At 60.2% G+C, this 24428-nt stretch carries 22 protein-coding genes and 1 pseudogene; 16 read left to right on the top strand and 7 right to left on the bottom strand.

Annotated features, from left to right (window positions below; all coding sequences use genetic code 11):
* Window positions 1-46 precede the first annotated feature (46 nt).
* Complete coding sequence (locus ACYZT6_RS16035; RefSeq protein ID WP_462027751.1) at window positions 47-382, top strand: hypothetical protein; 336 nt, start codon at window positions 47-49, stop codon at window positions 380-382.
* Window positions 383-582: 200 nt separating this feature from the next.
* On the opposite strand, the gene ACYZT6_RS16030 is transcribed toward ACYZT6_RS16035, so the two are convergent.
* From ACYZT6_RS16030 to glcD, 4 genes are read right to left on the bottom strand one after another with little or no spacing between them, the layout of a single operon-like run.
* Window positions 583-984 (bottom strand): heme-binding protein, encoded by a 402-nt coding sequence (locus tag ACYZT6_RS16030; RefSeq protein ID WP_462027750.1) that lies wholly within the window; start codon window positions 982-984, stop codon window positions 583-585.
* On the bottom strand, window positions 981-2222 hold the full coding sequence (glcF, locus tag ACYZT6_RS16025; protein ID WP_462027749.1) for a glycolate oxidase subunit GlcF: 1242 nt from the start codon (window positions 2220-2222) through the stop codon (window positions 981-983). Before glcF ends, ACYZT6_RS16030 begins: the two co-directional genes overlap by 4 nt.
* 3 nt (window positions 2223-2225) lie before the next feature.
* Complete coding sequence (gene glcE, locus ACYZT6_RS16020; RefSeq protein ID WP_462027748.1) at window positions 2226-3290, bottom strand: glycolate oxidase subunit GlcE; 1065 nt, start codon at window positions 3288-3290, stop codon at window positions 2226-2228.
* Window positions 3290-4789, bottom strand: coding sequence for a glycolate oxidase subunit GlcD (glcD, locus tag ACYZT6_RS16015; protein ID WP_462027747.1), 1500 nt, complete (start codon window positions 4787-4789; stop codon window positions 3290-3292). Before glcD ends, glcE begins: the two co-directional genes overlap by 1 nt.
* Before the next feature lie 234 nt (window positions 4790-5023).
* Between glcD and glcC the strand changes: the two genes are divergently transcribed.
* On the top strand, window positions 5024-5791 hold the full coding sequence (gene glcC / locus ACYZT6_RS16010; RefSeq protein WP_462027746.1) for a transcriptional regulator GlcC: 768 nt from the start codon (window positions 5024-5026) through the stop codon (window positions 5789-5791).
* A gap of 45 nt (window positions 5792-5836) precedes the next feature.
* Here glcC and ACYZT6_RS16005 read toward each other — a convergent pair whose 3' ends face one another.
* Window positions 5837-7597 (bottom strand): caspase family protein, encoded by a 1761-nt coding sequence (locus ACYZT6_RS16005; protein WP_462027745.1) that lies wholly within the window; start codon window positions 7595-7597, stop codon window positions 5837-5839.
* Between the two features lie 796 nt (window positions 7598-8393).
* Between ACYZT6_RS16005 and ACYZT6_RS16000 the strand changes: the two genes are divergently transcribed.
* The 5 genes from ACYZT6_RS16000 to ACYZT6_RS15980 all read left to right on the top strand — a co-directional run bounded on the left by ACYZT6_RS16000 (window position 8394) and on the right by ACYZT6_RS15980 (window position 13762).
* Complete coding sequence (locus tag ACYZT6_RS16000; RefSeq protein WP_462027744.1) at window positions 8394-10397, top strand: aminotransferase class I/II-fold pyridoxal phosphate-dependent enzyme; 2004 nt, start codon at window positions 8394-8396, stop codon at window positions 10395-10397.
* A gap of 28 nt (window positions 10398-10425) precedes the next feature.
* Window positions 10426-11208, top strand: a complete 783-nt coding sequence (locus tag ACYZT6_RS15995) for a transporter substrate-binding domain-containing protein (RefSeq protein WP_462027743.1) — start codon at window positions 10426-10428, stop codon at window positions 11206-11208.
* Window positions 11209-11337: 129 nt separating this feature from the next.
* Window positions 11338-12051, top strand: coding sequence for an ABC transporter permease (locus ACYZT6_RS15990; protein ID WP_462027742.1), 714 nt, complete (start codon window positions 11338-11340; stop codon window positions 12049-12051).
* Between the two features lie 5 nt (window positions 12052-12056).
* On the top strand, window positions 12057-12755 hold the full coding sequence (locus ACYZT6_RS15985) for an ABC transporter permease (RefSeq protein WP_461959342.1): 699 nt from the start codon (window positions 12057-12059) through the stop codon (window positions 12753-12755).
* On the top strand, window positions 12755-13762 hold the full coding sequence (locus ACYZT6_RS15980; RefSeq protein WP_462027741.1) for a DMT family transporter: 1008 nt from the start codon (window positions 12755-12757) through the stop codon (window positions 13760-13762). The genes ACYZT6_RS15985 and ACYZT6_RS15980 overlap by 1 nt, the downstream gene beginning before the upstream one ends.
* Here the strand turns inward: ACYZT6_RS15980 and ACYZT6_RS15975 are convergent.
* Window positions 13718-14203: pseudogene (locus ACYZT6_RS15975) on the bottom strand (TetR family transcriptional regulator C-terminal domain-containing protein); the annotation flags it as partial. The gene ACYZT6_RS15980 and the pseudogene ACYZT6_RS15975 sit on opposite strands and share 45 nt — an antisense overlap.
* A gap of 173 nt (window positions 14204-14376) precedes the next feature.
* On the opposite strand from ACYZT6_RS15975, the gene ACYZT6_RS15970 reads away from it, so the two are divergent.
* A complete protein-coding gene (locus ACYZT6_RS15970) occupies window positions 14377-15393 on the top strand; it encodes a M14 family metallopeptidase (RefSeq protein WP_462027740.1) in 1017 nt (338 codons plus the stop codon).
* A 50-nt stretch (window positions 15394-15443) separates the two neighbouring features.
* Here ACYZT6_RS15970 and ACYZT6_RS15965 read toward each other — a convergent pair whose 3' ends face one another.
* A complete protein-coding gene (locus tag ACYZT6_RS15965; RefSeq protein WP_462027739.1) occupies window positions 15444-15599 on the bottom strand; it encodes a hypothetical protein in 156 nt (51 codons plus the stop codon).
* Window positions 15600-15762: 163 nt separating this feature from the next.
* Between ACYZT6_RS15965 and ACYZT6_RS15960 the strand changes: the two genes are divergently transcribed.
* The 8 genes from ACYZT6_RS15960 to ACYZT6_RS15925 all read left to right on the top strand — a co-directional run bounded on the left by ACYZT6_RS15960 (window position 15763) and on the right by ACYZT6_RS15925 (window position 24338).
* Window positions 15763-16143 carry a RidA family protein gene (locus ACYZT6_RS15960; protein WP_462027738.1) on the top strand — a complete coding sequence of 127 codons (381 nt, stop codon included), beginning with the start codon at window positions 15763-15765 and terminating at the stop codon, window positions 16141-16143.
* 184 nt (window positions 16144-16327) lie between these two features.
* Window positions 16328-17677 carry a GntT/GntP/DsdX family permease gene (locus ACYZT6_RS15955; RefSeq protein ID WP_462027737.1) on the top strand — a complete coding sequence of 450 codons (1350 nt, stop codon included), beginning with the start codon at window positions 16328-16330 and terminating at the stop codon, window positions 17675-17677.
* 138 nt (window positions 17678-17815) lie between these two features.
* The gene (locus ACYZT6_RS15950) at window positions 17816-19141 is read left to right on the top strand and encodes an OprD family porin (RefSeq protein ID WP_462027736.1); all 1326 of its coding nucleotides are present in this window, start codon (window positions 17816-17818) and stop codon (window positions 19139-19141) included.
* 833 nt (window positions 19142-19974) lie between these two features.
* Window positions 19975-20613, top strand: coding sequence for a hypothetical protein (locus ACYZT6_RS15945; protein ID WP_462027735.1), 639 nt, complete (start codon window positions 19975-19977; stop codon window positions 20611-20613).
* Window positions 20613-21044 (top strand): phage holin family protein, encoded by a 432-nt coding sequence (locus tag ACYZT6_RS15940; RefSeq protein ID WP_462027734.1) that lies wholly within the window; start codon window positions 20613-20615, stop codon window positions 21042-21044. The genes ACYZT6_RS15945 and ACYZT6_RS15940 overlap by 1 nt, the downstream gene beginning before the upstream one ends.
* Window positions 21041-21865 carry a DUF3618 domain-containing protein gene (locus ACYZT6_RS15935; protein ID WP_462027733.1) on the top strand — a complete coding sequence of 275 codons (825 nt, stop codon included), beginning with the start codon at window positions 21041-21043 and terminating at the stop codon, window positions 21863-21865. The genes ACYZT6_RS15940 and ACYZT6_RS15935 overlap by 4 nt, the downstream gene beginning before the upstream one ends.
* 355 nt (window positions 21866-22220) lie before the next feature.
* Window positions 22221-23150, top strand: a complete 930-nt coding sequence (locus tag ACYZT6_RS15930; RefSeq protein ID WP_462027732.1) for a ZIP family metal transporter — start codon at window positions 22221-22223, stop codon at window positions 23148-23150.
* A gap of 36 nt (window positions 23151-23186) precedes the next feature.
* Entirely contained in the window at window positions 23187-24338 is a 1152-nt protein-coding gene (locus ACYZT6_RS15925; protein ID WP_462027731.1) for a carboxylate-amine ligase, read from the top strand.
* The last annotated feature ends 90 nt before the right edge of the window (window positions 24339-24428 follow it).

Here is a 24428-nt window from a genome sequence, read left to right as displayed (position 1 = left end):
TCAAAGTTGTCGCCAAAATCACTTCATTTTCAGGTGGTTAGGCGGAATGCAATTGCGAAGTGTATTTGTCACGATGATCTCGTTCGCCCTGGCCAGCGTTGCAGCCTCTGCCCAGGCCAAGGAATTGGCCACCAATGATCGGTATATGTGCAGCTGGGGGGCGGGGACGGCGGCGAGGGCCCAGGAACTCAAGTTGGCCGGGGTCTCTCTGTATGCCGCCCGGCAGAAGTTACAGGCTTACAAATTCAGCAAGCCGTGGATGCGCATGATGGCGATGGGCATCACCGAGCAGACCTATGACAGCAAATCGCGGTTCAAGCCGGCGGATGTGCGTGAGAATTTTTATGAAGAGTGCGTGCGGTACAAGTTGGCGCGTAAGTGAAAAAAGGCCGGACGCCGGTCAGTCAGTGATTTCTGCGACGGCACGATTTCTGTAGCAGCTGCCGAGCAGCGCGAGGCTGCGTTCGGCGACGAAGTCGTCGTAAAACCTGCGCATGCGGTCATCCTGATGCACCGCGTGGCCTGATTTCACGACTGCTTCGCAGCCGAACGCAGGCTTCGCCAGCTGCTACAGAACCGCCTTCACTTCAGGCACTGCGCCCCAGCCTTGGCCACTTGCGCATCCTGTTCGGCCTTGACACCGGACACACCCACCGCGCCAATCACCTGCCCATCGACAATAATCGGCACGCCACCCTCAAGGGAGGTCAGCAACGGCGCTGACAAAAACGCGTGGCGGCCACCGTTGACCATCTCTTCATAACCTTTCGACTCACGCCGACCCAGGGCAGAGGTGCGGGCCTTTTCGGTGGCGATGTAGGCGCCGATCGGAGCGCAACCGTCGAGGCGTTCGAGGGCCAGAGGATGGCCGCCGTCATCGACAACCACGATGGTTACGGCCCATTGATTGTTCAGTGCTTCGCTGCGGGCGGCGCTGAGGATCTGGCTGACTTCGGTCTGGCTCAGTACGGCTTTGCTTTTCATGGGGATACTCCAGGGCTCGATGAGGGCAACGCGGCTTCGACCAGTTCGATCCAGTGGCGGACGGGTGTTCGGCCCGCACCGTCGAGGTGGGACTGACAGCCGATATTGGCCGTGACAATGACGTCGGGATGACCGCTTTCCAGCGCATTGAGTTTGTTGTCGCGCAGTTGTCGGGACAGCTCCGGCTGGGTCAGCGAATAGGTGCCCGCCGAGCCGCAACACAGATGACCGTCGGGAACGAACGTGAGGTTGAAACCAAACCTCGTCAGCAGCGCTTCAACCGCACCACCGAGCTTTTGCGCGTGCTGCAAGGTGCAGGGGCAATGGAAGGCCATGCGTTGGTCACTGTGGATGCCGAGCTTTTCCAGCGGCTCGTCACGCAGCACTTCAACCAGATCCCTGGCCAGCGCGCTGACCTTCCTGGCCTTCTCGGCATACGCCGGGTCGGTGCTGAGCAGGTGGCCGTAGTCTTTGATAAAGGCGCCGCAACCGCTGGCGGTTTGCACGATGGCCTCGGCACCTTGTTCAATGCTCGGCCACCACGCGTCGATGTTGTGGCGGGCGCGATCCAGACCGGCCGCCTGCGCGTCCAGGTGATAATCGACGGCGCCGCAGCAGCCGGCCTCGCGAGCCGGTGTGACACTGATCCCCAGCCGATCGAGGACGCGCGCGGTGGCCGCATTGGTATTGGGCGACAGACTCGGCTGCACGCAACCTTCGAGCATCAGCACCTGCCGTGCGTGGCGGGTGGTCGGGCGTTGCCTGGCCGGATACACGTGGCGCGGCAACTTGGCTCGCAGGGTGTCGGGCAGCAGCGCACGGAACACCTGACCACTGCTGACCAGCGCTTTGAACAGCCCCGGATTGGGCACGACGCTGCGCAAGCCTTCACGCAACAAGCGCTGGTCGAGTGAGCGCGGCACGGCCGCATCGACCACGGCGCGGCCGATGTCGAGCAAGTTGTGGTAGTCGACGCCCGAAGGGCAGGTGGTTTCGCAATTACGGCAAGACAGGCAGCGATCCAGGTGCTGCTGGGTCTTTTGGGTAACCTCGTTGCCTTCCAGCACTTGTTTGATCAGGTAGATACGCCCACGCGGCCCATCCAGTTCATCGCCGAGCAATTGATAGGTCGGGCAGGTGGCATTACAGAAACCGCAATGCACACACGTGCGCAGGATGCTTTCTGCTTCTTCGGCGCGGGGCAGTTGACGGGCCTGTTCGCTCAAGGTGGTCTGCATGGGTCAAAGCTCCGCGTACAGGCGACCGGGGTTGAAAATGCCCCGTGGATCGAGTTGGTCCTTCAAGTTGCGGTGGTAGCGCATCAGTGCCGCGGGCAACGGTTGGAACGGGCTATCGATCAGGCCGTGGCTGTAGCAGGTCACATGCCCGCCGACCTCATCGACGACCTTGCGAATGAACGCCGCTTCGGCGTCGGATTTGAGCCAGCGCTGGGCGCCGCCCCAGTCGATCATTTGCAGGCCGGGCAGGGAAAGCCGGGGCGTGTTGTGCGGGACGGACAGGCGCCAAAGCGGCTGGTCTTCATCAAAGAAACTCAAGCGATGCTCGTTGAGATCCGCCCAATATGAAGCCTCCAGCAACTCACCACCCAGGCGCTCATGCGCCGCCTTCACCGAGCCTTCGCCACCCTCAAGCCGCAGGTGCAGACGCTGACCGTCGTGACACGCGGCGCTGATCGGCAACGGCTGTTGCCCCCATTCCGCGAGGCGCAGCAAGGCGCGATCGCTGTCCATCTCAAGGCTGATGCTTAGAGCTTGCCGAGGTTTCGGCAGGACCTTGAGCGAGACTTCGGTGATCACACCCAGCGAGCCATAGCTGCCAGCCATCAAACGCGACAGGTCGTAACCGGCGACGTTTTTCATGACTTCGCCGCCGAAGCGCAAATGCTTGCCATGGCCGGTGATGACCCGAGTCCCGAGGACGAAGTCCCTGACCGATCCTGACCACGGGCGCCGTGGTCCGGATAATCCGCTGGCGATCATCCCGCCCACCGTGGCGCCGTCACCGAAGGAGGGCGGTTCACACGGCAGCATCTGCTGCGCCGCGTCCAACACCTCGGCCAGTTCTGCCAACGGTGTGCCGCAGCGTGCGGTGATCACCAGCTCGGTCGGGTCGTAGCTGACGATGCCGCGGTGGCTGCGCGTATCGAGCACTTCACCCGCCACGATGCGCCCAAGAAACGCCTTGCTGTTGGAACCCTGGATGCGCAGCGGCGTTGCGTTTTGCAGTGCCTGGTTGACCTGTTCCAGCAGGCTGGCGCTGTCGTCGATAGCGTGTTCGCTGCGCATCAGAAACGCTCCAGTTCAGGGAAGGGCAACTGACCCATGTGAACGTGCATCGCGCCGAATTCGGCGCAACGGTGAAGCGTCGGAATATTCTTGCCAGGATTGAGCAGGCCACCCGGATCGAATGCGGCTTTGACAGCGTGAAACAGCGTCAGCTCATCGCTGTTGAACTGCGCACACATCTGATTGATTTTCTCGCGGCCGACGCCGTGCTCACCGGTGATGCTGCCGCCGACTTTCACGCACAACTCCAGAATCTTGCCGCCCAGGGCTTCGGCGCGATCGAGTTCGCCGGGCTGGTTGGCATCGAACAGAATCAGCGGGTGCATGTTGCCGTCGCCAGCGTGGAAAACGTTGGCCACGCGCAGGTCGTATTCGGCCGACAGCGCGGCAATCGCGTGCAGCACGCCGGGCAGTTCGCGGCGCGGAATCGTCCCGTCCATGCAGTAATAATCCGGCGAGAGGCGACCCACCGCCGGGAACGCATTCTTGCGCCCGGCCCAGAAGCGCACGCGTTCGGCCTCATCGCGGGCCTGGCGCACTTCGGTGGCGCCGGCCTGTTCCAGCACCTGGCGCACGCGGTCGCAGTCATCGTGAACGTCGGCTTCGACGCCATCGAGTTCGCACAGCAGAATGGCTTCGGCGTCGACCGGATACCCCGCGTGGATAAAGTCTTCGGCGGCGCGAATGGCCAGGTTGTCCATCATCTCCAGGCCACCGGGAATGATGCCGGCAGCAATGATGTCGCCCACCGCGCGACCTGCTTTTTCGACGGAATCGAACGCCGCCAGCAGCACCTTGGCGGTCTGCGGTTTGGGCAGCAACTTGACCGTGACTTCGGTGATCACCCCCAGCATGCCTTCGGAGCCGGTGAACAACGCCAGCAGATCAAACCCGGGTGAGTCGAGCGCTTCGGAGCCCAGGCTCAGGTGTTCACCATCGACCGTGAGGATGTCGACCTTGAGCAGGTTGTGCACCGTCAGACCGTATTTCAGGCAATGCACGCCACCGGCATTTTCGGCTACGTTGCCGCCGATGGAACAGGCGATTTGCGAGGAGGGGTCCGGCGCGTAGTACAAACCGAACGGCGCGGCGGCCTGGGAAATCGCCAGGTTGCGCACACCCGGCTGAACCCGCACCGTGCGCGCGGCGGGGTCGATGTGCAGGATGTTATTGAAGCGCGCCATTACCAGCAGCACGCCTTTCTCCAGCGGTAATGCACCGCCGGACAACCCGGTGCCGGCGCCGCGAGCGACCACCGGGACGTGAAACTCGTGGCAGAGTTTAAGCACGCCCTGGACTTCGTCGATATGGCGCGGCAGCACCACCAGCATCGGCGTGGTGCGGTAAGCGGAAAGTCCGTCGCATTCGTACGGTTTGAGTTCTTCCTGCTGATGCAGGACTTCCAGGTCTGGCAAGCGAGCGTGCAGTGCTTGCAGCAGGGCCGCTCTGTCGACATCAGGCAGAACGCCGTCGACGCGTTCGTCGTAGAGGATGTTCATAAGCAGTTCACGACCCTCAGTTGTTTTTATTTGAGGTCTGTTTCCGGTCACAGCTAACTTGCATCATTGGCCTGACGCGTCCTACTGTCCATGTGTTGTTTGACTGGTCGAACCAGTTCCTCAACGGCTATTTCTTTACTTCTGGAAAAAATAGACGGTTAAACAGGCAGTTAAGGTTGGATTCGAGCGTGAAGGGTTTTGCCGGCGAGGCTGGTCATACCAGTTGGAGGGTCGATGGACAGTGCGCAAGTGAACCGTAATCCCCAAGTCGCAGACGTGGTCTGTGAACGTATAGAACGGCTGATCGTGGACGGTGTACTCAAGACCGGGCAGTTGTTGCCTTCGGAGCGTCGCCTGACCGAAAAACTCGGCGTCTCGCGTACGGCGCTTCGCGAGGGGCTGAAGTTGTTGCGCGCCCGGGGGATTATCAAGACGGAGCAGGGCAAGGGATCATTTGTCGCGGAGCTGTCGGGCCACGGTGCCGCGTCGCCGCTGATGCACCTGTTCAGTTCGCAACCGCGCACGCTTTACGATTTGTTCGAGGTCCGCAGCCTGCTGGAGGGCGAGTCCGCTCGCCTGGCTGCACTGCGCGGGACCGAAGCGGATTTTGTCCTCATCACCCGAAGCTACGAAGCGTTGCTCGATGCCCACACGCGGTCGATGGAAGCGAGCGAACACGCCCGGCTCGATCATGCGTTCCATCTGGCGATCTGCGAGGCTTCGCACAACCCGGTGCTGGTGCAAACCTTGCGCTCGCTGACGGACTTGCTGCTCAACACCGTGTTCGCCTCGGTCAACAACCTCTACCATCGCGCACCACAAAAACGTCAGATCGACCGCCAGCACGCCCGGCTCTACAACGCCGTCACCGGCCGCATGCCGGAGCAGGCGCGCAAGGCCGCCATCGCGCACATCCAGAGCATCTGCGAGAACCTCAGGGAGATTGAAAGCGAGGAGCAGCGACTGGTCCGTGCCACGCTGCGACTTGAAGGGTGGGCGTGAAGCGGCCGACCTTTCGCTGGCCCTTCCTGTCTCCAGGCTGTCCACTCAGGGAACAACTTTGCCGAGCAGTTTCGACGGCCCGACGATCGTCGGTTTCTGGTCATAACCGAGCTCGGCCAGGAGTTTGCCCGTCGCACGAACCAGGGCATTGAACGTCGGTCTCTGTTTGGATGCGCGCAGCGTTTGGGCAAGCGCGTAGGTGAACGCACCGTACGAAATAACGCCGTGACGATATTCATACGACAGCTGGGATTCGCCGCAGGCGTACATGAGGATCGGCAGAAAGGGACCTGCGTGCTTGTAAGCGTTGCGTCGTTTGTCGTAGAGCTTGTCGTCATAACCGCGCACCGCGATGGCCTGGCCGACCCGCCGGATACCGTCGCGATTGCTCACGGTGTTGGCTGCTTCGGCCTTCTGCGCACTTTTGCGCGCCCGTTTTACCCAGTCACGCTCGACCCACATCTGCAACTGAGGCTCCCAGCGCAAGGCGCGATGGCGGATGTCATCCGGCGGTGTCAGCCCTCGTGCGCGCCGCGCGCCTTCACGCGTCATGCCGCCCGAATGGCAGCAATCGAAGATCGTGATGAACTGCGTGTCGTACGGAAGCTGGATGTAGAGGTCGCGAAAGTCGTTGTCGACGATGGCGCGTGCCGGCGTCCAGTCGAAGTCCCACGGGCACAGGCATTCGTCGATGCGGTCGGCTTCGCCCGCGGCGTTGGTATTGGGAATCTGCGCGCCATGCCCGGAATAGAAGAGCACCCGGCGATCACCCGCCTGGGCGTCGTCGAGCAGCCAATGCAGGCGATCGCGAATGCCGGCAGCCGTAGCGCGGTCATCGAGTACGACCCGGATATCTTCCGGCGAAAATTTCGACTCTTGCAACAATGAACTCATCAGGAAAACGTCGTTGACGCAGCCTTCGAGTCGATCTGCAGGATTGGGGTAGTTGTTGATGCCGATCAGCAACGCCTTGTCCCGCGAGCGACGCACGGTAAGCGCCTTGGGGACCGCAATGCCCAGTGACTTGTCCACGGCGGCGAGCCGCTTGTCGAAACCTCTCACTCTGCCCGCCTGCAAAAGGGGGCCCCAGACATTGGTTACGGTCTCGGCGTGGCCGAGGTAGTAAGTGGCATCATGATTGAGGACGTCGCTGGGCTTATCGAACGGCGTCATTACCTGGGTGAAGTTTGTATCGCGCAGATACAGCGGCGCCGTAAAAACCTGATCGTGCTCGTTGTAGAGGTGGTACCACTTGCGCGCGCCGTCGATTCCCTCGATGCGCCCGCCAAACGTCTCGCGTACGGCGGGATTGGCGATCTGTGAGCCGAACGTGATCAGCACCCGATTGCTCATCAGGGAGCGATCCCGACGGAACGCGTCATAGGCGACCAGCGTACCCAGGCTGTGCGCGCAGACGATGTCCGGTTGCGAAGCGCTGATAACGTTGGCGAGATCCTTGCGCAGTTGGGTACGCAGTGCCTCGTCCGCGGACCACTGGGCGACCATGCCGGCCGTCCAGCGCAGGCGGTCGGGAAACTGACCGATGCCGCGATTGCGCCGGAACACGTCACCCACTGAATGAATGACCGCGCTGGTCAGAAGACGCAGCGTAGCCTCGGCGATGTCGGACGCACCCAGGCCGCTGGAGGAAAAGCGCTCGTCGTATTGAAAATAATCCAGCTCGAGGTCTGCACTCGGCGCCACGCGCGACACCGCCGTGGTAATCGCCCGATGCCAGGACGCCTGAAAACTCTCGTCTGCCTCTTCGTGGCCAATGCCATGTATGCACAGAATTTTAATTTTCATTTTCATCCCCTTGCAGTGACAGCGAACTTGCCGGCGACGATCAAGGCGGGTATTTCTGCGGGGTGGGTTATTAACGCCCCGTGTGTGGAAACAAGTGCTCGTCCGTGGCGTTGTGGGGGAGGGTTTATTGATTATGTTATGTGAGTGTTGTCTTGTTGAGCATATTAGAGAAGTTGAATTCGTTCGGTTTGTTTTTATGATGAATTGGAATGAAGGCGCCATTTTTCAGTTGGGTCAGTTGGCCGTTGTTTTTGTTAGATGTCTAAGTTTCTGATTTGTAAAAAATAAATATAAATAAAAGAAACTTATTCGCTGCAAATAAAGTTGCTCTTAAAATGCGCATTTTGAGCTTTTATGAAAGGTTTGTTAAGTGCTACGACAGTTTTACTGTCGACTGTCTTATTGGCGTTACAACCAGGTGTGCCAAACTTGAAACAGTGGATTCATTTTTGAAACAGTTAATGCTGGGTGTCTGTGGGAGAAGTTGTTTTCTTGAACCTGAGTTGGCTGTCGATAATAGCCGGATTCTTAAACGCTGTTGTTGCTAACTTCGAGTAAAACCAAGCCATCAAGGCACGACAGTAATGGGTTGCCAAGCAACCGGCGAAGTTCTCCGAACTCACGGCCGATCCAGGACCTGGAAACGGCATGACTGTCGTAAAAACGACCTGTTTACGCTGAACGCGAACCTTGGTCATTTTTCTGTTGAACGAGTGTTCAGCTTCGACTATGTTCGTTCCACCTCCCCGGCTGGTTGCGCGGGCTTGCGTTTCTTCTATTTGAACGAGGCACTGGCATGCGGTTTTCACCCTTTGTTGAGCGGATCTCAGGCGACGGCGTTGCCGCCTGGGATATTCACAATGCGGCATTTGAAGCCCAGCGTCGTGGTGAGGATGTGATCATTCTCAGCGTCGGCGATCCGGATTTCCCCACCCCCGACTTCATCACCGATGCCGCGATTCATGCGCTGCGTGAGGGAGATACCCATTACACCGAGATCGCCGGTCGTCAGGCGCTGCGCGAAGCCATCGCCGCTCGGTACAGCCAGCTGTTCGACCGTGAGGTGACAGCGCCAAACGTCATCATCTCGGCGGGGGCGCAGAACGCGCTGTTCATCACCTCAATGTGCCTGCTTAACACCGGCGACGAAGTGATTGCCCTGGACCCGATGTACGTGACTTATGAGGCGACACTCAAGGCTTCCGGCGCCACGTTGGTTCGCGTGCCGTGCTCGGCGGATTCAGGTTTCCGGCTCGATGCCGCCGTGCTGGCCAAGGCCATCACCCCGCGCACCCGGGCGATGTTCTTCTCCAACCCGAATAACCCTACCGGCGTCGTGCTCAACCGCGAAGAGCTGCAAGCCATCGCCGACCTCGCCATCCAGCATGATTTGTGGGTCGTGGTGGACGAGGTCTATGAGAGCCTGACTTTCGAACGCGAGCACCTCAGCCTGGCGGCGTTGCCGGGCATGGCCGAGCGCTGTGTGGTGATCGGCAGTCTGTCGAAATCCCATGCCATGACCGGCTGGCGCACCGGCTGGATCGTCGCCGATGAAGCCCTTGTGGCTCACGCCGAAACCCTGGTGTTGAGCATGCTTTACGGCTTGCCTGGCTTTGTCATGGAGGCTGCGCTCAAAGCGGTGCAAGCCCATGAAGACGTGACCCACGGCATGCGCGATATCTATCGTCGGCGCCGCGATCTGGTGGTGAGCAGCCTGTCGGATTGCCCGGGGATTTCAGTGCTCAACCCCGATGCCGGCATGTTCGTATTGATTGACGTGCGTGACACCGGCCTGACCTCTCTGGAATTCGCCTGGCGTCTGCTGCGCGAGGCGCGTGTATCGGTGCTGGATGCGGCTGCTTTCGGTGAGCCGGCCCAAGGTTTTGTGCGACTCTCGTTCACACTCGGTGAAGAACGCCTGGAACAGGCCTGCCAGCGGATTCGCGACTTTGTCCTGGTATTGAAAGGCGAAGCGCCGCGGCCGGTGATCTGCCGCGTCACTTGTGAAGCGGTGGTTGCACCGGTGACGACCAAGACCATGATCGAGGTCGACGGACTGCACAAACGCTTCGGCAATATCGAGGTCCTCAAAGGCGTTTCCCTGACGGCCCGCGAAGGCGATGTGATCTCGCTGATCGGTGCCAGCGGCTCGGGCAAAAGTACCTTGCTGCGCTGCATCAACATGCTCGAAGTGCCGGACCAGGGGCGCATTCTGGTGGACGGCGAAAGCATTCACCTGAACTTCGATCGGCCGGGCGCACCGCTGGTGTCCGACGCCAAGCAACTGGTACGGATCCGTTCGAGCCTCGGCATGGTGTTCCAGAACTTCAACCTCTGGCCCCACCGCACGGTGCTGGAAAACCTCATCGAAGCACCGACCCAGGTCCTGCGTGAAAGCCGTGCGGAGGCCACTGAACGGGCCGAAGCCTTGCTTGAACGCGTGGGGCTTGCGGCCAAGCGCAACGAGTACCCGGCGTTTCTCTCCGGGGGACAGCAACAACGGGTGGCCATCGCCCGGGCCCTGGCCATGCGGCCCAAGGTCATGCTGTTCGATGAACCCACCTCGGCACTCGACCCTGAACTGGTCGGCGAAGTGCTGCGGGTGATCCGCTCCCTCGCGGAAGAAGGCCGGACCATGATCCTGGTGACTCATGAAATGGCGTTCGCCCGCGATGTCTCTTCCAAAGTCGCCTATCTGCACCAAGGGCTGATCGAGGAAGCCGGTACGCCGGACGAAGTGTTCGTACACCCACGCAGCGAGCGTTGCCGACAATTCGTCAACGCTCATCAGACTCGCTAATAACATCATAAAAAGACGGGACAAAATCATGGGAAATCGACGTTTGGCAAACTGGATGACGGGCGTGGCCTGCGTATTGCTGGCCGGAATGAGCGCGGCGCAAGCCCAGCCGATCAGGTTCGCGGTTGCGGCCGAACCCTATCCGCCGTACACCGAGAAGCAGGCCAACGGTGAGTGGAAAGGATTTGAAGTCGACCTGATCCACAAGCTGTGCAGCGAAATGAAAGCCGAGTGCGAGATCAAGGAAGTGGCGTGGGACGGGATCATTCCGTCGCTGCTGTCGAAGAAGATCGATGTGATTTTCTCCTCCATGTCGGTGACCGAGGAGCGCGAGAAACAGATCGCGTTCAGCAAGGCGTATTACGACTCCGTGATCGCGATTGTCGGCCCGAAAGGCACATCGGTGAAAAAGTACCCGGATGACCTCAAGGGCAAGATCATCGGTGTGCAGAACTCGACCGTGAGCGCCAGCTACCTCAAGCAGTACTACGAAAAAATCGCCGACGTGAAGTATTACGACACCCAGGACTCGGCCAACGCCGACCTGATTGCCGGTCGTATCGACCTGATGATGGCCGACGGCACGGCCATGGCGGCGTTCGTTCAGACCCCTGATGCCAGCAATCTGGAATACCTCGGCGCCGTGCCGTATGACCCGATCTTCGGCAAAGGCGTGGGCGCCGGTCTGCGCAAGGATGACGCCGAACTCAAGGCCCGGCTCGACAAGGCCATCACCTCCTTGCTGGCCAGCAAAGACTATGACGACCTGTCCCAACACTACTTCGGTACCAGCGTGAAACCCGCCTTCTGACCTGACCCGGAACCTGTGGGAGCGAGCCTGCTCGCGATGGCGGCGGATCAGTCGACTTCTTAGTTGAATGATAGATAGCTATCGCGAGCAGGCTCGCTCCCACAGGGGGGGCGCTAACTGGAGACTGAAATGCCAGCCATGTTCGAATTGATCAACTTCAGCGAAACAGGATGGGGCAGTGCGCTGTTGAAGGGTCTTTGGATGACCCTGCAAATATCGGCCGGGGCCTTTGTGGTCGGGCTGCTCATCGGTCTGGTGGTGGCCTGCCTGAAGCTCGGCGCGCCAAAACCAATCGCGGCGCTGATGCGCGGTTACACGACCTTGTTTCGCGCGATTCCGGAGTTGTTGCTGATTCTGTTGCTGTACTACGTCGGCTCTATGCTCCTCAATTCACTGATGGCCCAGATGGGCTACGGCGTCATGAATGTCAGCGGTCCGCTGGCCGCCATCGTGGTGCTGGGATTGGTGCAGGGCGCCTACGCTTCGGAGATTTTCCGGGCGGCGATCCAGGCGATTCCCTTCGGCCAGATCGAAGCGGCGAGGGCATTCGGCCTCAGCGGTTTCGGTCTGTTTCGACGCGTCACGCTGCCGATCATGGCGCCGTATGCGATGGCCGGGATGGCTAACCTGTGGATCAACCTGATCAAGGACAGCGCATTGATCAGCGTGGTCGGCACCAACGAGCTGTTGTACACCGCCAAGCAAGGGGCGGGTTCGACGCGTCATTACTTGTTGTTCTACCTCACGGCCGCGGCGATGTATTACGCGGTGACGTTGGTGTCCAACTACCTGTCTGGACGGCTCGAGCGGCGTATTCGTCGCTGGATGCCTTTGGCTGAGTGAATGAAATGATTCCAGCGTGGATAGTTGAATACGCGGCGCTGTTGGGCCGGGGGCTGCAAACGACCATCACCATCCTGTTGATTTCCAGCGTGTTCGGTTTCGCCTTGGCGGTGCTGGTGGCGCTGGCGCGGATCTCGAAAAACAAGGTGATCGCCAAGGCCAGTGTGTTCTACACCAGCGTGTTGCGCGGTACGCCGTTGCTGATCCAGATCTACATTTTCTACTACGGGCTCGGCAGCCTGTTCGCGCAATTCCCGCTGATACGCGGCAGTTTTCTCTGGCCGTATTTGCGCGACGGATACTGGTACATCGTGTTCGCCCTGGTGTTGTCGGTAGGCGCGTATGTCGGCGAAGTGATTCGCGGCGGTCTGTTGGCGGTGCCCAAAGGCGAGATGGAAGCGGCCTCGGCGTTTGGCATGACACCGCGCCAATCGTTGCTGCGGGTGCGCTTGCCTCGGGCGCTGCGGTTGCTGTTGCCGACACTGGCCGGGGAGACCGTGATGTTGCTCAAATCCACAGCCCTGGCCTCGACGATTGCGATTGTCGATCTGCTGGGCGCCGCCAACGTGGTGCGGGCACAAACCCTGCAGGTCTATGAGCCGCTGTTGCTGGTGGCCGGGGTCTATGTGTGCCTGACGTTCCTGATCGAGGCGCTGTTTGCCTTTGCTGAACGGCGCGGGACGCCTGTGCGCAGGTCGGTGTAATGAGTACGTCAGGGGTCGTCGACCGCTCGCTGCAGGGCATTGGCCTGTGCACCTTGGGGTACGCGTTCCTGGCGTTGCAGGACGCTGTCATCAAGTGGCTGGTGGCCGATTATTCGGTGGTCACCATTCTGTTCTGGCGCAGCCTGGTGGTGGTCGTTGCTTGCTTGTTGGCAGGGCGCCTGCGCCTGGTCCAGCGGGCCTGGCGTTCGCCGAGCCGACGCTTGCTGGTGGTGCGCGGTTTGTTGTCGATTGTCGCCTGGCTGCTGTATTACACGGCCGCCCGGGACCTGACGCTGGCGGAAATGACCACCCTGTATTTTTCCGCGCCGATCATGGTTACGGTGCTGGCGGCGGTGATTCTCAAGGAGCGCTCCAGCGGTTGGCAGTGGTTTTCCCTGATCATCGGTTTTGTCGGGGTCATCATCGCCTGCCGCCCGAGCAACATCGCCGATCCGTGGCCGATTGTGCTGACACTGCTGGCGGCGATGTGCTGGGCGTTCACTTACATTCAACTGCGCCAGGTGGATGACCAAACCTCAGTGCTGGAGCAGATGCTGATCACCAACGTGGTGTTTGTGTTGTGCATGACGATCGCGTTGCCCTGGACGCACACCCCGGCACCCACCCCGGCCTGGCTGGGCATGCTGGTTGCCGGCCTGGTGGGCGGTATCGGCCAGTTCCTGTTGTTCGCCAGTTTTCGACGAGCCACCGCCACCTTGCTCGCGCCGTTCGAATACACCGGGCTGATCTGGGCGTTCCTGCTGTCGAGTCTGATCTGGGGCACGCTGATGGACGTGTCGCTGATGATCGGTGCCGGGCTGATCGCGGTCAGCGGCACCCTGGCGATGATCTTCGGTCGTCACCCATCACAGGACGTCGTCGGCGCTGAATGCTCCGTGACGCAACCCCTTTATCCAGCAACGACAGATGTGGAGGCCGTTGGCGGGGCTGAAGGTTTCGGGGTTGAGGCACCACTCGATCCAGAGTCCGTCGAGCATCGCCGATAAACCGATGGCGGCCAGGCGCGTGTCGTGAATCACGAAACCTTCGCTGGCGGCCATGTCATCGAGCAGTTGGCGCAGCAGATCGAGGTAGGCGCGGTAGCTTTTTTCGTGGGACAGGCTGACGTGTTCCGAGTGCCGAATCAGGCTCCAGAACACCACCCAGACACTCAGCAATTGCGGGTCCATGACCCTTGGCGAAAAAGAGCCTTTGAGAAAAGCGTCCATCTTTTCCGCCGGGGTGCCGACCTGTTGGATTTCATGGAGCAGGGCGGTGGTCAGTTCGTTCGCGATCTTCTGGTACGTGTCGGCGATCAACGCATCGATGCTGCCGAAATGGTGATTGAGCAGGCCGACGGACACCCCGGCTTCGGTGGCGATACGGCGCACGGAAATGCCCGCATGACCGTCACGCACCAGGCAACGCACCGTGGCGGCCACCAGCATTTCGCGGCGCTCATCGGGTTCTGTGCGACGGTTCTTTGGAGAGGGGGTTGTCACAAGGGAATCCTTGGGTGCAGTGCCTGGTTGGCGAGCTTAGTTGAACATGCGTTCAATCTCCAGTGTCGGCCGCCGCGATGCACCGGTTTTTAACGTTCATGACGGGGGAGGACAAGCAGATGGCGCAGGATATTTCGTTCAGTGTTCGCAACAATAACGGCGACGCGGTGCCGGTCGGCGCGTGGCGTTTCGAGGGCGACGGCAGCGGGCCGAAAGTGCACTTACAGGCCGGCGTGCATGCCGATGAAATTGCCGGGATGCTGGTGCTGCATCTGTTGATGCAACGGCTTCACGTCGTCGAGGCCGAGGGCCGGCTCAAGGGCAGTGTGACGGTGGTGCCGCAAGCCAATCCCCTGGGCATCGGGCAGTTTCGCCAAGGGCGGATTCTCGGTCGCTTTCACGATGCGACCGGGCATAACTTCAACCGTTCGTTCGACCAGTCCGCAGCGATGGAGCGACCTTCGACCAACGTCCAGGAATGGCAAAAAAGCCTGGTGCAACTGGCGGCCACGGCGGATGTGATGCTCGACCTGCACACCGATGACGAGGCCTTGCCGTACCTCTACGTGCACCGCAGTTTCTGGCCCCGAGCTCGCGAATTGGCGGCGGCGATGAAGATGGACGTGGCGATCATCTGGGATGACGGCGGCGACGGCTCCTTTGAAGAAACCATCATCGCGCCGTGGCTGCGTGATGGCGTCACCGACCAGCGCATGGCCGCGACCCTGGAGTTGCGCGGGCAGGGCGATGTCAGTGATCGGTTTGCCGAGCAGGATGCCGCGGGGCTGTACGCCTGGCTGTGCAGTTGCGAGGTCATCGACGAGGCGTTGTCACACGGTGAGTGGCCTGTCGAGGTGATGGAAATGGGCCAGATGGAGACCATCCTCGCACCGCAGCCCGGGGTGTTGATCTTTGAAAAGGAACTGGGCGATTTCGTCGAGGAAGGGCAGCGCTTTGCGCGGATTCTGCGGCGCCCCGGTGATCCGTCTTCCGAAGTGGTGCTGGTGGCCGAGCAAGCGGGACGGATGGTGACACGCTATCGGGATCGGCTGGTGTCGCAGGGCATGGTCGTGGCGAAATTCACCGGGAGCCGTGTTTCACGCAATTGGAGCGGCGGTTTGCTGGACCCGAACTAGGTACAAAGCATTGGCCACGCCGCTGAACACCAGCGGTCGTGGCCTTCACGCTAGTTCCCATCCGCCACTTTGCGTTGTATCTCGTCTATTTTTCGTTGGAGCACCTCCGATTCCTCTTCTTCGGGAAGCGTTGCCGGATCGGCCTCTTCGGCGTCCCTGTCCTTCCGATCCCGTTCGGTGTCATTGACACTGTCATCGTTGTTCATCTCACCTACCTCCGTTGACCTAAACATTGGATGCAGCGGCAGGGATGGAGTTCGAGATTTTTTTGCCGGGGTTCAAGCGCACACGCAATCCCGGCTTCGGGCTGTAAACTGTCCGCGCAAAAGGCATCGACCGCCTCTTTACTACTTCACGCAAGAGACTCCCATGGCAAACCAAGACATCGCGTTCACCCCCGATCCCGACGCGGACTCCATCTCCTCCGACGTCGCTGGTTTTGGCGGCATTCTGGTCTCCACCCAAATCCCTACCCACGCCGACGGCAGCCTGGAGCTGGGCGATATCACCCTGCAGAGCGAATGCACGTTGCAGGCGCTGAAGGTCGCGCTTGAGCGCGCCGGCAGTTCCATGGACCGGGTTCTGCACCTGACCATCTACCTCACCGACATGGCCGACCGCGCCGCGTTCAACGAGGTCTACAAGCGTTTCTTCGCCAAGCCGTGGCCGGTTCGCGCCGCCGTAGGCGTGGCCGCGCTGGCGGTCGAAGGCATGCGCGTGGAAGTCACCGCGATGGCAGCCAAAGCCTGACGTTTCGGGTCAGGTGTGATGAAAATCCGCCTGACCCAGTTTCAAAAACAACGACGACTCATGCCTCTGTGCGACAAGCCTTATCCCTCTACGAAAATTAGTTTCGCCTCGTTTGAAAATCACGCCTCGAAATGTTTTATGAGTTTCACAACCCATTCGACGTGACCCTTTCGAGGAGTACCGCATGACCCTGTCCTTCGGCTATTGGCTGCTGGTGTATGCCGCCATCGCCATTATTGCGCTGATCGTTCTGATCGCCCGTTACCGACTCAATCCCTTCATTGTGATCACCCTGGTCTCCATCGGCCTGGCGCTGCTGGCGGGCATGCCGCCGTCCGGCGTGGTCGGCGCGTATGAGGCGGGGGTCGGCAAAACCCTGGGGCACATTGCGCTGGTGGTGGCGCTGGGCACGATGCTCGGCAAGATGATGGCCGAGTCCGGTGGTGCCGAGCAGGTGGCGCGGACCTTGATCGACCGTTTCGGCGAGAAGAACGCGCACTGGGCGATGGTGTGCATCGCCTTTCTTGTCGGGCTGCCGCTGTTCTTCGAGGTCGGTTTTGTGTTGCTGGTGCCGATCGCCTTTACCGTGGCCCGCCGCGTTGGCGTGTCGATCCTGATGGTCGGTTTGCCGATGGTCGCCGGCCTCTCGGTGGTGCATGCGCTGGTGCCGCCGCACCCGGCGGCGATGCTGGCGGTGCAGGTGTATGGAGCGTCGGTGGGGCAGACCTTGCTCTATGCGATTCTGATCGGCATTCCGACCGCGATCATTGCCGGCCCGCTGTACGCCAAATTCATCGTGCCGCGCATCCAACTGCCGGCGGAAAACCCGCTGGAACGGCAGTTCCTCGACCGCGAGCCGCGCGACAGCCTGCCGGGGTTCGGCATCACCATGGCGACCATTCTGTTGCCGGTGGTGCTGATGCTGATCGGCGGCTGGGCCAACCTGATCTCCACGCCGGGCAGCGGTTTTAACCAGTTTCTGTTGTTCATTGGCAACTCGGTGATCGCCTTGCTGTTGGCGACCTTGCTGAGCTTCTGGACCCTCGGCATCGCCCAGGGTTTTAGCCGCGAATCGATCCTCAAATTCACCAACGAATGCCTGGCACCGACCGCCAGCATCACCTTGCTGGTCGGCGCCGGCGGCGGGTTGAACCGGATTCTGGTGGATGCCGGGGTGACCAACCAGATCGTCAGCCTCGCCGATGAATTTCACCTGTCGCCGCTGATCATGGGCTGGCTGTTTGCGGCGTTGATGCGGATCGCCACCGGTTCCGCCACCGTGGCGATGACCACGGCGTCGGGGATCGTGGCGCCGGTGGCCATTGGTCTGGGTTATCCGCATCCGGAGCTGCTGGTGCTGGCGACCGGTGCCGGGTCGGTTATCTTTTCCCACGTCAACGACGGCGGCTTCTGGTTGATCAAGGAATACTTCAACATGACCGTCGCCCAGACCTTCAAGACCTGGACCGTGCTCGAGACCATTATTTCGGTGGTCGCTTTTGCGCTGACAGTGGGTCTTTCCTACCTGATCTAACCCGAACACTCCGATCGCTTTCCTCAAGGCTCATGGTCACCCATCGAGCGCGTCATCGTGCGCGCCGCTGTTGGGTGCCAGCAGCGGAGAGCGGTCGCCAACACTTAAAAAAAACAAAAAATCACCCTGGAGCACCGTATGTTCAAGCGAGCAATCCCCACCGCATTCTTGTTGGCCACAGGTTCCATGTGTGCACAGGCAGCCGACTCTTCTGCCCACGGTTTTCTGGAAGACAGCAAAGCCAGCCTGTCGATGCGCACCTTGTATTTCAACAGCGACAACCGCGACGGTGCCGCCGATCCCTCGAAAACCGAGGAGGCAGCCCAGGGTTTTGTATTGCGCTATGAATCCGGGTTTACCCAAGGCACGGTCGGGTTCGGGATCGATGCCCAGGCGCTGCTCGGCGTTACGCTGGACAGCGGCACCGGGCGCCACAACGGCAGCGGCATGATCCCGACTGATGGCGACGGTGCGGCGGACGCCTGGAGCAGCTTCGGCCCAACCGCGAAGATGCGCATTTCCAAAACCGAATTTCGCTACGGCACGCTGCTGCCGAAATTGCCGATCCTGATCTCGAACGATGCCCGGGTATTGCCGCAATCGTTCACGGGTGCGCAGGTCACTTCGAACGACATCGATGGCCTGATGCTGACCAGCGGTGTGCTTGAACACGCGGTGGGTCGTGCCTCGACTGACCGTACCGGCTTGTCGGTGGCGGGCAGCACCCGGGACAGCAACAAGTTCTACTTCGCTGGGGGAGACTACACCGTCACCAAGGACCTGAAGGCGCAGTATTACTTTGCGCAGATGGAAGATTTCTATAACCAGAACTTCTTCGGTCTGACGCACGTCTTGCCAATCGACGGCAAAAGCTCCTTCACCACTGATTTGCGTTATTTCCGCACAACGTCGACCGGTGCCAACAGTTCGGCTGCGGGCAGGGCGCAAGGTTATCGGGTGTCGGGTTACACCGAGGACAACAACGGTGAGATCGACAACAACACCTGGGTGGCGATGGTTACCTATGCGAACAATGGTCATGCGGTGTCGCTGGGGCATCAGCGGGTGGGTGATGGCAGCAACTTTGTCCAGCCGAACCAGGGGAGTCTGATCGATAAAGGGGCGGGTGGTGGTAGCGTGTACTTGCCTACTGACCGGATGATCCAGAGCTTTGCCCGGGCGGGCGAGGAGACCAGTTTTGGTCAGTACAGCTATGACTTTGCGCCGTTGGGTGTGCCGGGGTTGAAGGCTACGATCGTGTATCTGAAGGGGACGGGGATCAAGGCACAAAATGCTGGGGATCAGTCTGAGTGGGAGCGGGATATGACGCTTGATTACGTGCTGCAATCGGGGTCGCTCAAGGGGCTTGGGTTCAGTTTGCGTAATGGCAAGTCGAATACGGATGCTGGGCGGAATGTGGATCAGAACCGGTTCATCATTAACTACACGCTTTCGTTGTTGTAACCCTTTTTGGGGGCATATCCGTTTCTGCGGTAACGGCCGCTTAGGGTTCCGCCCTTACGGCGGGTCACTTGGAAGAGCCTGCGCGGCCCGGCGCCAAGTAACCAAACGCTTTCGCCCCTGACGTAAGGTGCCTCGCCCAGGCTCGGCATGCCCTCGCTCCGGTCCTGCTCCGTGGGCGCGCCGCCATCGGCCATCCATGGCCGGGGGCGGCTACCGCGGCATCCTTGCCGCGGTGCCCACTGCGCAGAACCTTCGCTCGGCCTTCCGACGGGGCAGATCAAGATCAAAAGCCAGATCAAAAGCCAAAGCGAGGCGGCCTGATAGCCGACCTGATGTGCGTCAAGGTCATCGGCAGTGAACACCATGTCATACCCGCCAAAAAATCCCTGTGGGAGCTAGCCTGCTAGCGATGGATGTCCAGACACCGCGTTCATTCAGACCGCACGCATAATCGTTAACGTCCATCGCTAGCAGGCTAGCTCCCACAGGGGAAATGCATACGAACGAAGAGCCAGATCGGCCCGAAGGCCGCCTCGCGGTGCTGTGGCGGTAGTCGCCCCCTCGAGAGGCTTCGTTCCGGTTCTGCGCAGTGGGCACCGCGACAAGGATGGCGGCGGGCCGTAAGGGCGGAACCAATAGCCGCCGTTACCGCAGAAACGGATATGTCCCCCACCTTAAAGTTCAGCAACCAACACCCAAGCGACGAACTGAACGTATCACTCATCATTCCGTTGGAACTCCCCATCATCCCCCTTCGTCATCTGCAATGAGGGAGGCTGCACTCACTGCGAACTCCCGGAACGCTTGTTTACAGACAGAAGGCGAGGGATGACATGAATACTTCAGACAGCACGACCGGGAGTCAGCCAGATAAGCCCAATCCCGCAGGGCCGGAGCCAGGCTTTGACCACTTGAAGGAGGACGTGACAGAAGCTCTTGAGGGCGCGCGACAACAGGCGGACGCTCAGTTCGGGCAATACCGCGACACCGCAGCCGATCAAATCGAGGCATTGGCCAAAGGAGCGAAATCATTCGTGTCCGAACTTGAAAGCAAGGACACCCTTGGCATGTCCGATTACCTGACCGACATGGCGGAGTCCATGAGCGGCCTGGCCGGTAATCTGCGCGGAAAAAGCGCCGAACAGCTGCTCCATGACGGAGCCGAGCTGGCCCGCAGCAACCCTGGGCTGTTCATTGCCGGCAGCATTGCGCTGGGCTTCGGCCTTTCGCGATTCCTGAAAGCCGGCAGTTCCCCGGCGGCGACGTTCGCCAACGCCGACAACCCGGCAGCCGGTCACTCCATGCCACCGTCCGGCGGTTTTGGTGCACATCGACCCTATGAAACCTCCGCTGCATCACGCAGCGATCCAAGCCCTGGCATCACGCCGGCCTCGCCGAACGAGCAAGACCCCCCTTCGAACTTCGCGACGTCCTCGACACCGGGTTCGACAAACTTCAATGGAGCACTGTGATGAACAGAGAAGAACCAGATTTTCCGGGCTCAAGACCCGTGTCTGCGCCTGATCATGACGCTTCGGTCGTCGGGCTGTTACGCCAGTTATCCCGTGAAGTGCCCGCGCTGTTCACCAAGGAACTGGCGTTGGCCAAAGCCGAGCTTCAAGCCAGTCTCACGACGCTCAAAGCAGGGATTGCCGGTGTCGCCGGGGGTGCAATTGTGCTGTTGGCGGGGTTCATCATTCTGTTGATGTCCGCGGTCTACGGCCTCAGCACCATGATGGCGCCGTGGCTGGCGGCGCTGATTGTCGGTGTGGTAGTGATGATCGTCGGGTTCGCCATGCTGCAGTCCGGGAAAAAACAATTCGAGCCGTCCCACTTCAAGCCAGATCGCACGCTGGATGCCCTGAACAAAGACCAGGAAGCGCTGCGGAGGAAAGTCTCATGAACAGTGAATTCGACAACGAGGCGGCAAAAAGCCCTGAAACCATCGAGCGTGAAATCGACGCGCAGCGGGCGAGTATCGGCAACATCGTCGATGCGCTGGAAAGCAAGTTCACCCCCGGCCAGATGTTCGATCAGGCGCTGACGCTGATGCAGAGCAACGGCACGACATTCCTGACCAACCTGGGCACCAGCGTTCGCAATAATCCGGTTCCCGCCGTCCTGACATCCGTCGGATTGCTGTGGTTGATGATGAGCCAGAATCGTCCGCCATCACCCCGTCCAGGCTATCGCGTGGGCCCGGATCAGAACACCGTCGGAGAATGGGCCGACGGCCTGGCGGACGGTATCGACAGTGCCCGTGACCATTTGCACCAGACGGCTGATACGCTCAAGGACGGTTATCAGAACGTCAAAAGCAAGGCTGCCCACCTGGGGGATAACCTGGGTGCTGCTACCGACAACATCGGCCATGCCGTGCATGACGTCAGTGACCGATTGGTGCGCAATACACAGGTGCTGGGCAATCAGTTCAGTCAGTTGCTGAAGGAGCAACCGCTGATGGTCGCCGCGGCGGGCATCGCGTTAGGCGCCATGCTGGGCGCGGCATTGCCTTCGACAGCGACCGAGCAACGCTACATGGGCAAAACCAGCGCAGGCCTTGCCGACAAGGTAAAGCAGCAGGCAAGGGAGGGATTCGAAGCCGTGCGCGACACCGTGACCAAAACCACCGATCACTCGGACGTAGAGACGAAACCGGAAGGGGAGTACCGCGCAGCCTCCGATACGCCTGCCGATCTGTCCCGAGGTTTGGGTACTTCGTAATCAGGCAATTCGTAAAGCGCTGCAAAAGGGCGGGAGGTCTGACACAGACCTCCCGTTTTTCTTTCGATTTGCGCGCACCGTCGAACGATGAAAACGCTCGTGACTGCGGTGGAGATCTCCAGGCGGAAAAAAGTTTGAATCGATTGATTGATCGCCGACGACTGGTGATAAATCCGCGCAAAAACCCCTCTTGATTGCCGCCTGTCGCGAGCGGCCAATTTTTTTAAAATTTCTCGGGCACGGCACCTTCAGATAACTGTGGACGACGCATTTGGTCATTCACCAAATGAGTGTCTCATTCGGTGTGTGGCTTTCTTGTGTTGAATCAGCGCGCCAACGGAAAACAGGTGTCCTCATGTCGGAACATTCTTCGCCAGCAAGAACACCTTGGCGCGCTTGGTTTGACCGGGGGAAAAGTGGCAGTTGGCCGAGCATTCTGTTCTGGTCGACCTTGGTGGGTGTCACGATTCTGCTGCTGGTCAGCGGGTACAGCGCCTTGACCGGTGCGGACAGGGTCAACTTGCAGTATGCGTTCCTGGGCGGCGTCTCGGGTTTTGCCGCGACCGCACTCGGCGCGGTGTTAGCCGTGGTCTTGCGCGATATTGCCGCACGGACCCAGGACATCATGCTGGGCTTCGCCGCCGGGATGATGCTCGCGGCCAGTTCGTTTTCACTCATCCTCCCCGGCATCGCGGCGGCGCAGGCCATTTGCGGTAACAAACTGCTGGCGGCGTGTATCGTGGTCGTGGGGTTGGGCCTGGGTGTGGCGCTGATGATCGGGCTGGATCGCTTTGTCCCCCATGAGCATCAGAGCATTGGTCGTAAAGGCCCGCAAGCGCAGCGCATCAATCGGGTCTGGCTGTTCGTGTTGGCCATCACGCTGCACAACTTGCCCGAAGGCATGGCCATCGGCGTCAGTTTTGCCAATGGCGACATGAAGGTGGGTTTGCCGCTGACCACGGCGATTGCCATTCAGGACATTCCAGAAGGCCTGGCCGTCGCACTGGCGCTGCGAGTGACGGGCATCTCGACGTTGCGGGCGGCGTTGATCGCGGTCGGCTCAGGGCTGATGGAGCCATTGGGAGCTGTCATGGGGCTCGGTATTTCCACGGGTTTCGCGCTGGGTTACCCGATTGCTTTGGGCCTGGCGGCTGGCGCGATGATCTTCGTCGTCTCCCATGAAGTGATTCCCGAGACACACCGCAATGGCCATGAAACCCCGGCGACGCTGGGACTGATGCTGGGTTTCGGGCTCATGATGTTTCTCGATACGGCGTTAGGCTAGGCTTGTAATCAAGGGCGTAAGGCGAGGGGTGAAGCGATGATCAGACACCTGAAGTTTGGCATTGAAGAGGAATACTTCATCACCCGCCTGGACACCCGGCGCATGTCCGAGAACCCTTCCGACGTTTCGATTGAAGCGTGCCAGGCGATGTTGGGCGATTGCTTCGCGCATGAGATGTTCAAGGGGCAAATCGAAGTCGCTTCCCCCATTTTCACCAGCGTCACGCAAGCAACGGAGTATCTGTTTTCCGCGCGCACAAGGTTGCGGCAAACGCTCGAAGGGTACGGTCTGGGACTGCTCAGTGCCGGGAGCCACCCGTTGGCGGATTGGCGTTTGCAACAAGCCACGGACCAACCTCACTTTCTTCAATTGTTCGAGGACTATCAGCGCGTGGCAAGGCGCAGCCTGCTGTCCGGCCTGCACGTGCATGTTGAAGTGCCGGGGCGTGTGGATCGCATTCGGGTGATGAACGAAGTCTTGCCGTGGATGCCGTTGTTGTTGGCACTGAGTACGTCTTCACCCTTTTGGGATGGCGCCGACAGCGGCTTTATGAGCTACCGGCAGACGGCGTGTGATGAGTGGCCGCGGATGGGCATTCCGGAGTTCTTCGAAGATCAAGGCGCCTATGACGCCTACGTCGCCTTGCTGATCCGCACCGGCACGATCAAGCAGGCGGGCGATTGCTGGTGGGGTTTACGACCCGCCGCGAAGTACCCGACGTTGGAGATGCGGATGACGGACGCCTGTCCACGCCTGGATGACGTGTTGTGCATTGCCTCTTTGTTTCGACTACTGGTTGCCCATGCTATTGATCAACCTCAACCGGGATCGAGCTATTCGCAAGCGTCGCAATGGATCCTCAAGGAAAATCGTTGGCGGGCGAAACGATCCGGCATTCACGCCTCATTCATCATTGAAGGTTACGACCGGCCGTTCTCTGCCGGGCAATGGCTGTTCAGGGCGCAACAGATTCTTGGGGGCACGGCGCGGAAGATGGGTGTGGAGAACGTGTTTGCTCAAGCCCGCCGGATTCTCAGGGATGGGACCAGTGCAGATCGGCAGCGGGACGTCTATGAGCGAGCCTTGCGCGGGGGGGAGGATGTGCCAGGCGCTCTGTCGAACGTGGTCGATCAGTTGCTGATGGAAACGTCGCAAGCACCGTGCACCAGTGAAATGGCGCTCACCTGAAACAATCTTGAGTCGAGCAAGCACCCTGTGGCGAGGGGGCTTGCCCCCGTTCGGCTGCGAAGCAGTCGTAAAACCGGACAACTCGGTCTG

The organism is Pseudomonas sp. RT6P73, from assembly GCF_054897715.1.
The sequence above is the reverse complement of the archived record's forward strand: the minus strand, read 5'-3'. Positions and strand labels throughout refer to the sequence as shown.

What these genes read in the sequence shown, in the direction of transcription:
- ACYZT6_RS16035 (WP_462027751.1), top strand. Translation starts at nt 47, where the DNA reads ATGCAATTGCGAAGTGTATTTGTCACGATGATCTCGTTCGCCCTGGCC.
- ACYZT6_RS16030 (WP_462027750.1), bottom strand. Translation starts at nt 984, where the DNA reads ATGAAAAGCAAAGCCGTACTGAGCCAGACCGAAGTCAGCCAGATCCTC.
- glcF (WP_462027749.1), bottom strand. Translation starts at nt 2,222, where the DNA reads ATGCAGACCACCTTGAGCGAACAGGCCCGTCAACTGCCCCGCGCCGAA.
- glcE (WP_462027748.1), bottom strand. Translation starts at nt 3,290, where the DNA reads ATGCGCAGCGAACACGCTATCGACGACAGCGCCAGCCTGCTGGAACAG.
- glcD (WP_462027747.1), bottom strand. Translation starts at nt 4,789, where the DNA reads ATGAACATCCTCTACGACGAACGCGTCGACGGCGTTCTGCCTGATGTC.
- glcC (WP_462027746.1), top strand. Translation starts at nt 5,024, where the DNA reads ATGGACAGTGCGCAAGTGAACCGTAATCCCCAAGTCGCAGACGTGGTC.
- ACYZT6_RS16005 (WP_462027745.1), bottom strand. Translation starts at nt 7,597, where the DNA reads ATGAAAATTAAAATTCTGTGCATACATGGCATTGGCCACGAAGAGGCA.
- ACYZT6_RS16000 (WP_462027744.1), top strand. Translation starts at nt 8,394, where the DNA reads ATGCGGTTTTCACCCTTTGTTGAGCGGATCTCAGGCGACGGCGTTGCC.
- ACYZT6_RS15995 (WP_462027743.1), top strand. Translation starts at nt 10,426, where the DNA reads ATGGGAAATCGACGTTTGGCAAACTGGATGACGGGCGTGGCCTGCGTA.
- ACYZT6_RS15990 (WP_462027742.1), top strand. Translation starts at nt 11,338, where the DNA reads ATGCCAGCCATGTTCGAATTGATCAACTTCAGCGAAACAGGATGGGGC.
- ACYZT6_RS15985 (WP_461959342.1), top strand. Translation starts at nt 12,057, where the DNA reads ATGATTCCAGCGTGGATAGTTGAATACGCGGCGCTGTTGGGCCGGGGG.
- ACYZT6_RS15980 (WP_462027741.1), top strand. Translation starts at nt 12,755, where the DNA reads ATGAGTACGTCAGGGGTCGTCGACCGCTCGCTGCAGGGCATTGGCCTG.
- ACYZT6_RS15970 (WP_462027740.1), top strand. Translation starts at nt 14,377, where the DNA reads ATGGCGCAGGATATTTCGTTCAGTGTTCGCAACAATAACGGCGACGCG.
- ACYZT6_RS15965 (WP_462027739.1), bottom strand. Translation starts at nt 15,599, where the DNA reads ATGAACAACGATGACAGTGTCAATGACACCGAACGGGATCGGAAGGAC.
- ACYZT6_RS15960 (WP_462027738.1), top strand. Translation starts at nt 15,763, where the DNA reads ATGGCAAACCAAGACATCGCGTTCACCCCCGATCCCGACGCGGACTCC.
- ACYZT6_RS15955 (WP_462027737.1), top strand. Translation starts at nt 16,328, where the DNA reads ATGACCCTGTCCTTCGGCTATTGGCTGCTGGTGTATGCCGCCATCGCC.
- ACYZT6_RS15950 (WP_462027736.1), top strand. Translation starts at nt 17,816, where the DNA reads ATGTTCAAGCGAGCAATCCCCACCGCATTCTTGTTGGCCACAGGTTCC.
- ACYZT6_RS15945 (WP_462027735.1), top strand. Translation starts at nt 19,975, where the DNA reads ATGAATACTTCAGACAGCACGACCGGGAGTCAGCCAGATAAGCCCAAT.
- ACYZT6_RS15940 (WP_462027734.1), top strand. Translation starts at nt 20,613, where the DNA reads ATGAACAGAGAAGAACCAGATTTTCCGGGCTCAAGACCCGTGTCTGCG.
- ACYZT6_RS15935 (WP_462027733.1), top strand. Translation starts at nt 21,041, where the DNA reads ATGAACAGTGAATTCGACAACGAGGCGGCAAAAAGCCCTGAAACCATC.
- ACYZT6_RS15930 (WP_462027732.1), top strand. Translation starts at nt 22,221, where the DNA reads ATGTCGGAACATTCTTCGCCAGCAAGAACACCTTGGCGCGCTTGGTTT.
- ACYZT6_RS15925 (WP_462027731.1), top strand. Translation starts at nt 23,187, where the DNA reads ATGATCAGACACCTGAAGTTTGGCATTGAAGAGGAATACTTCATCACC.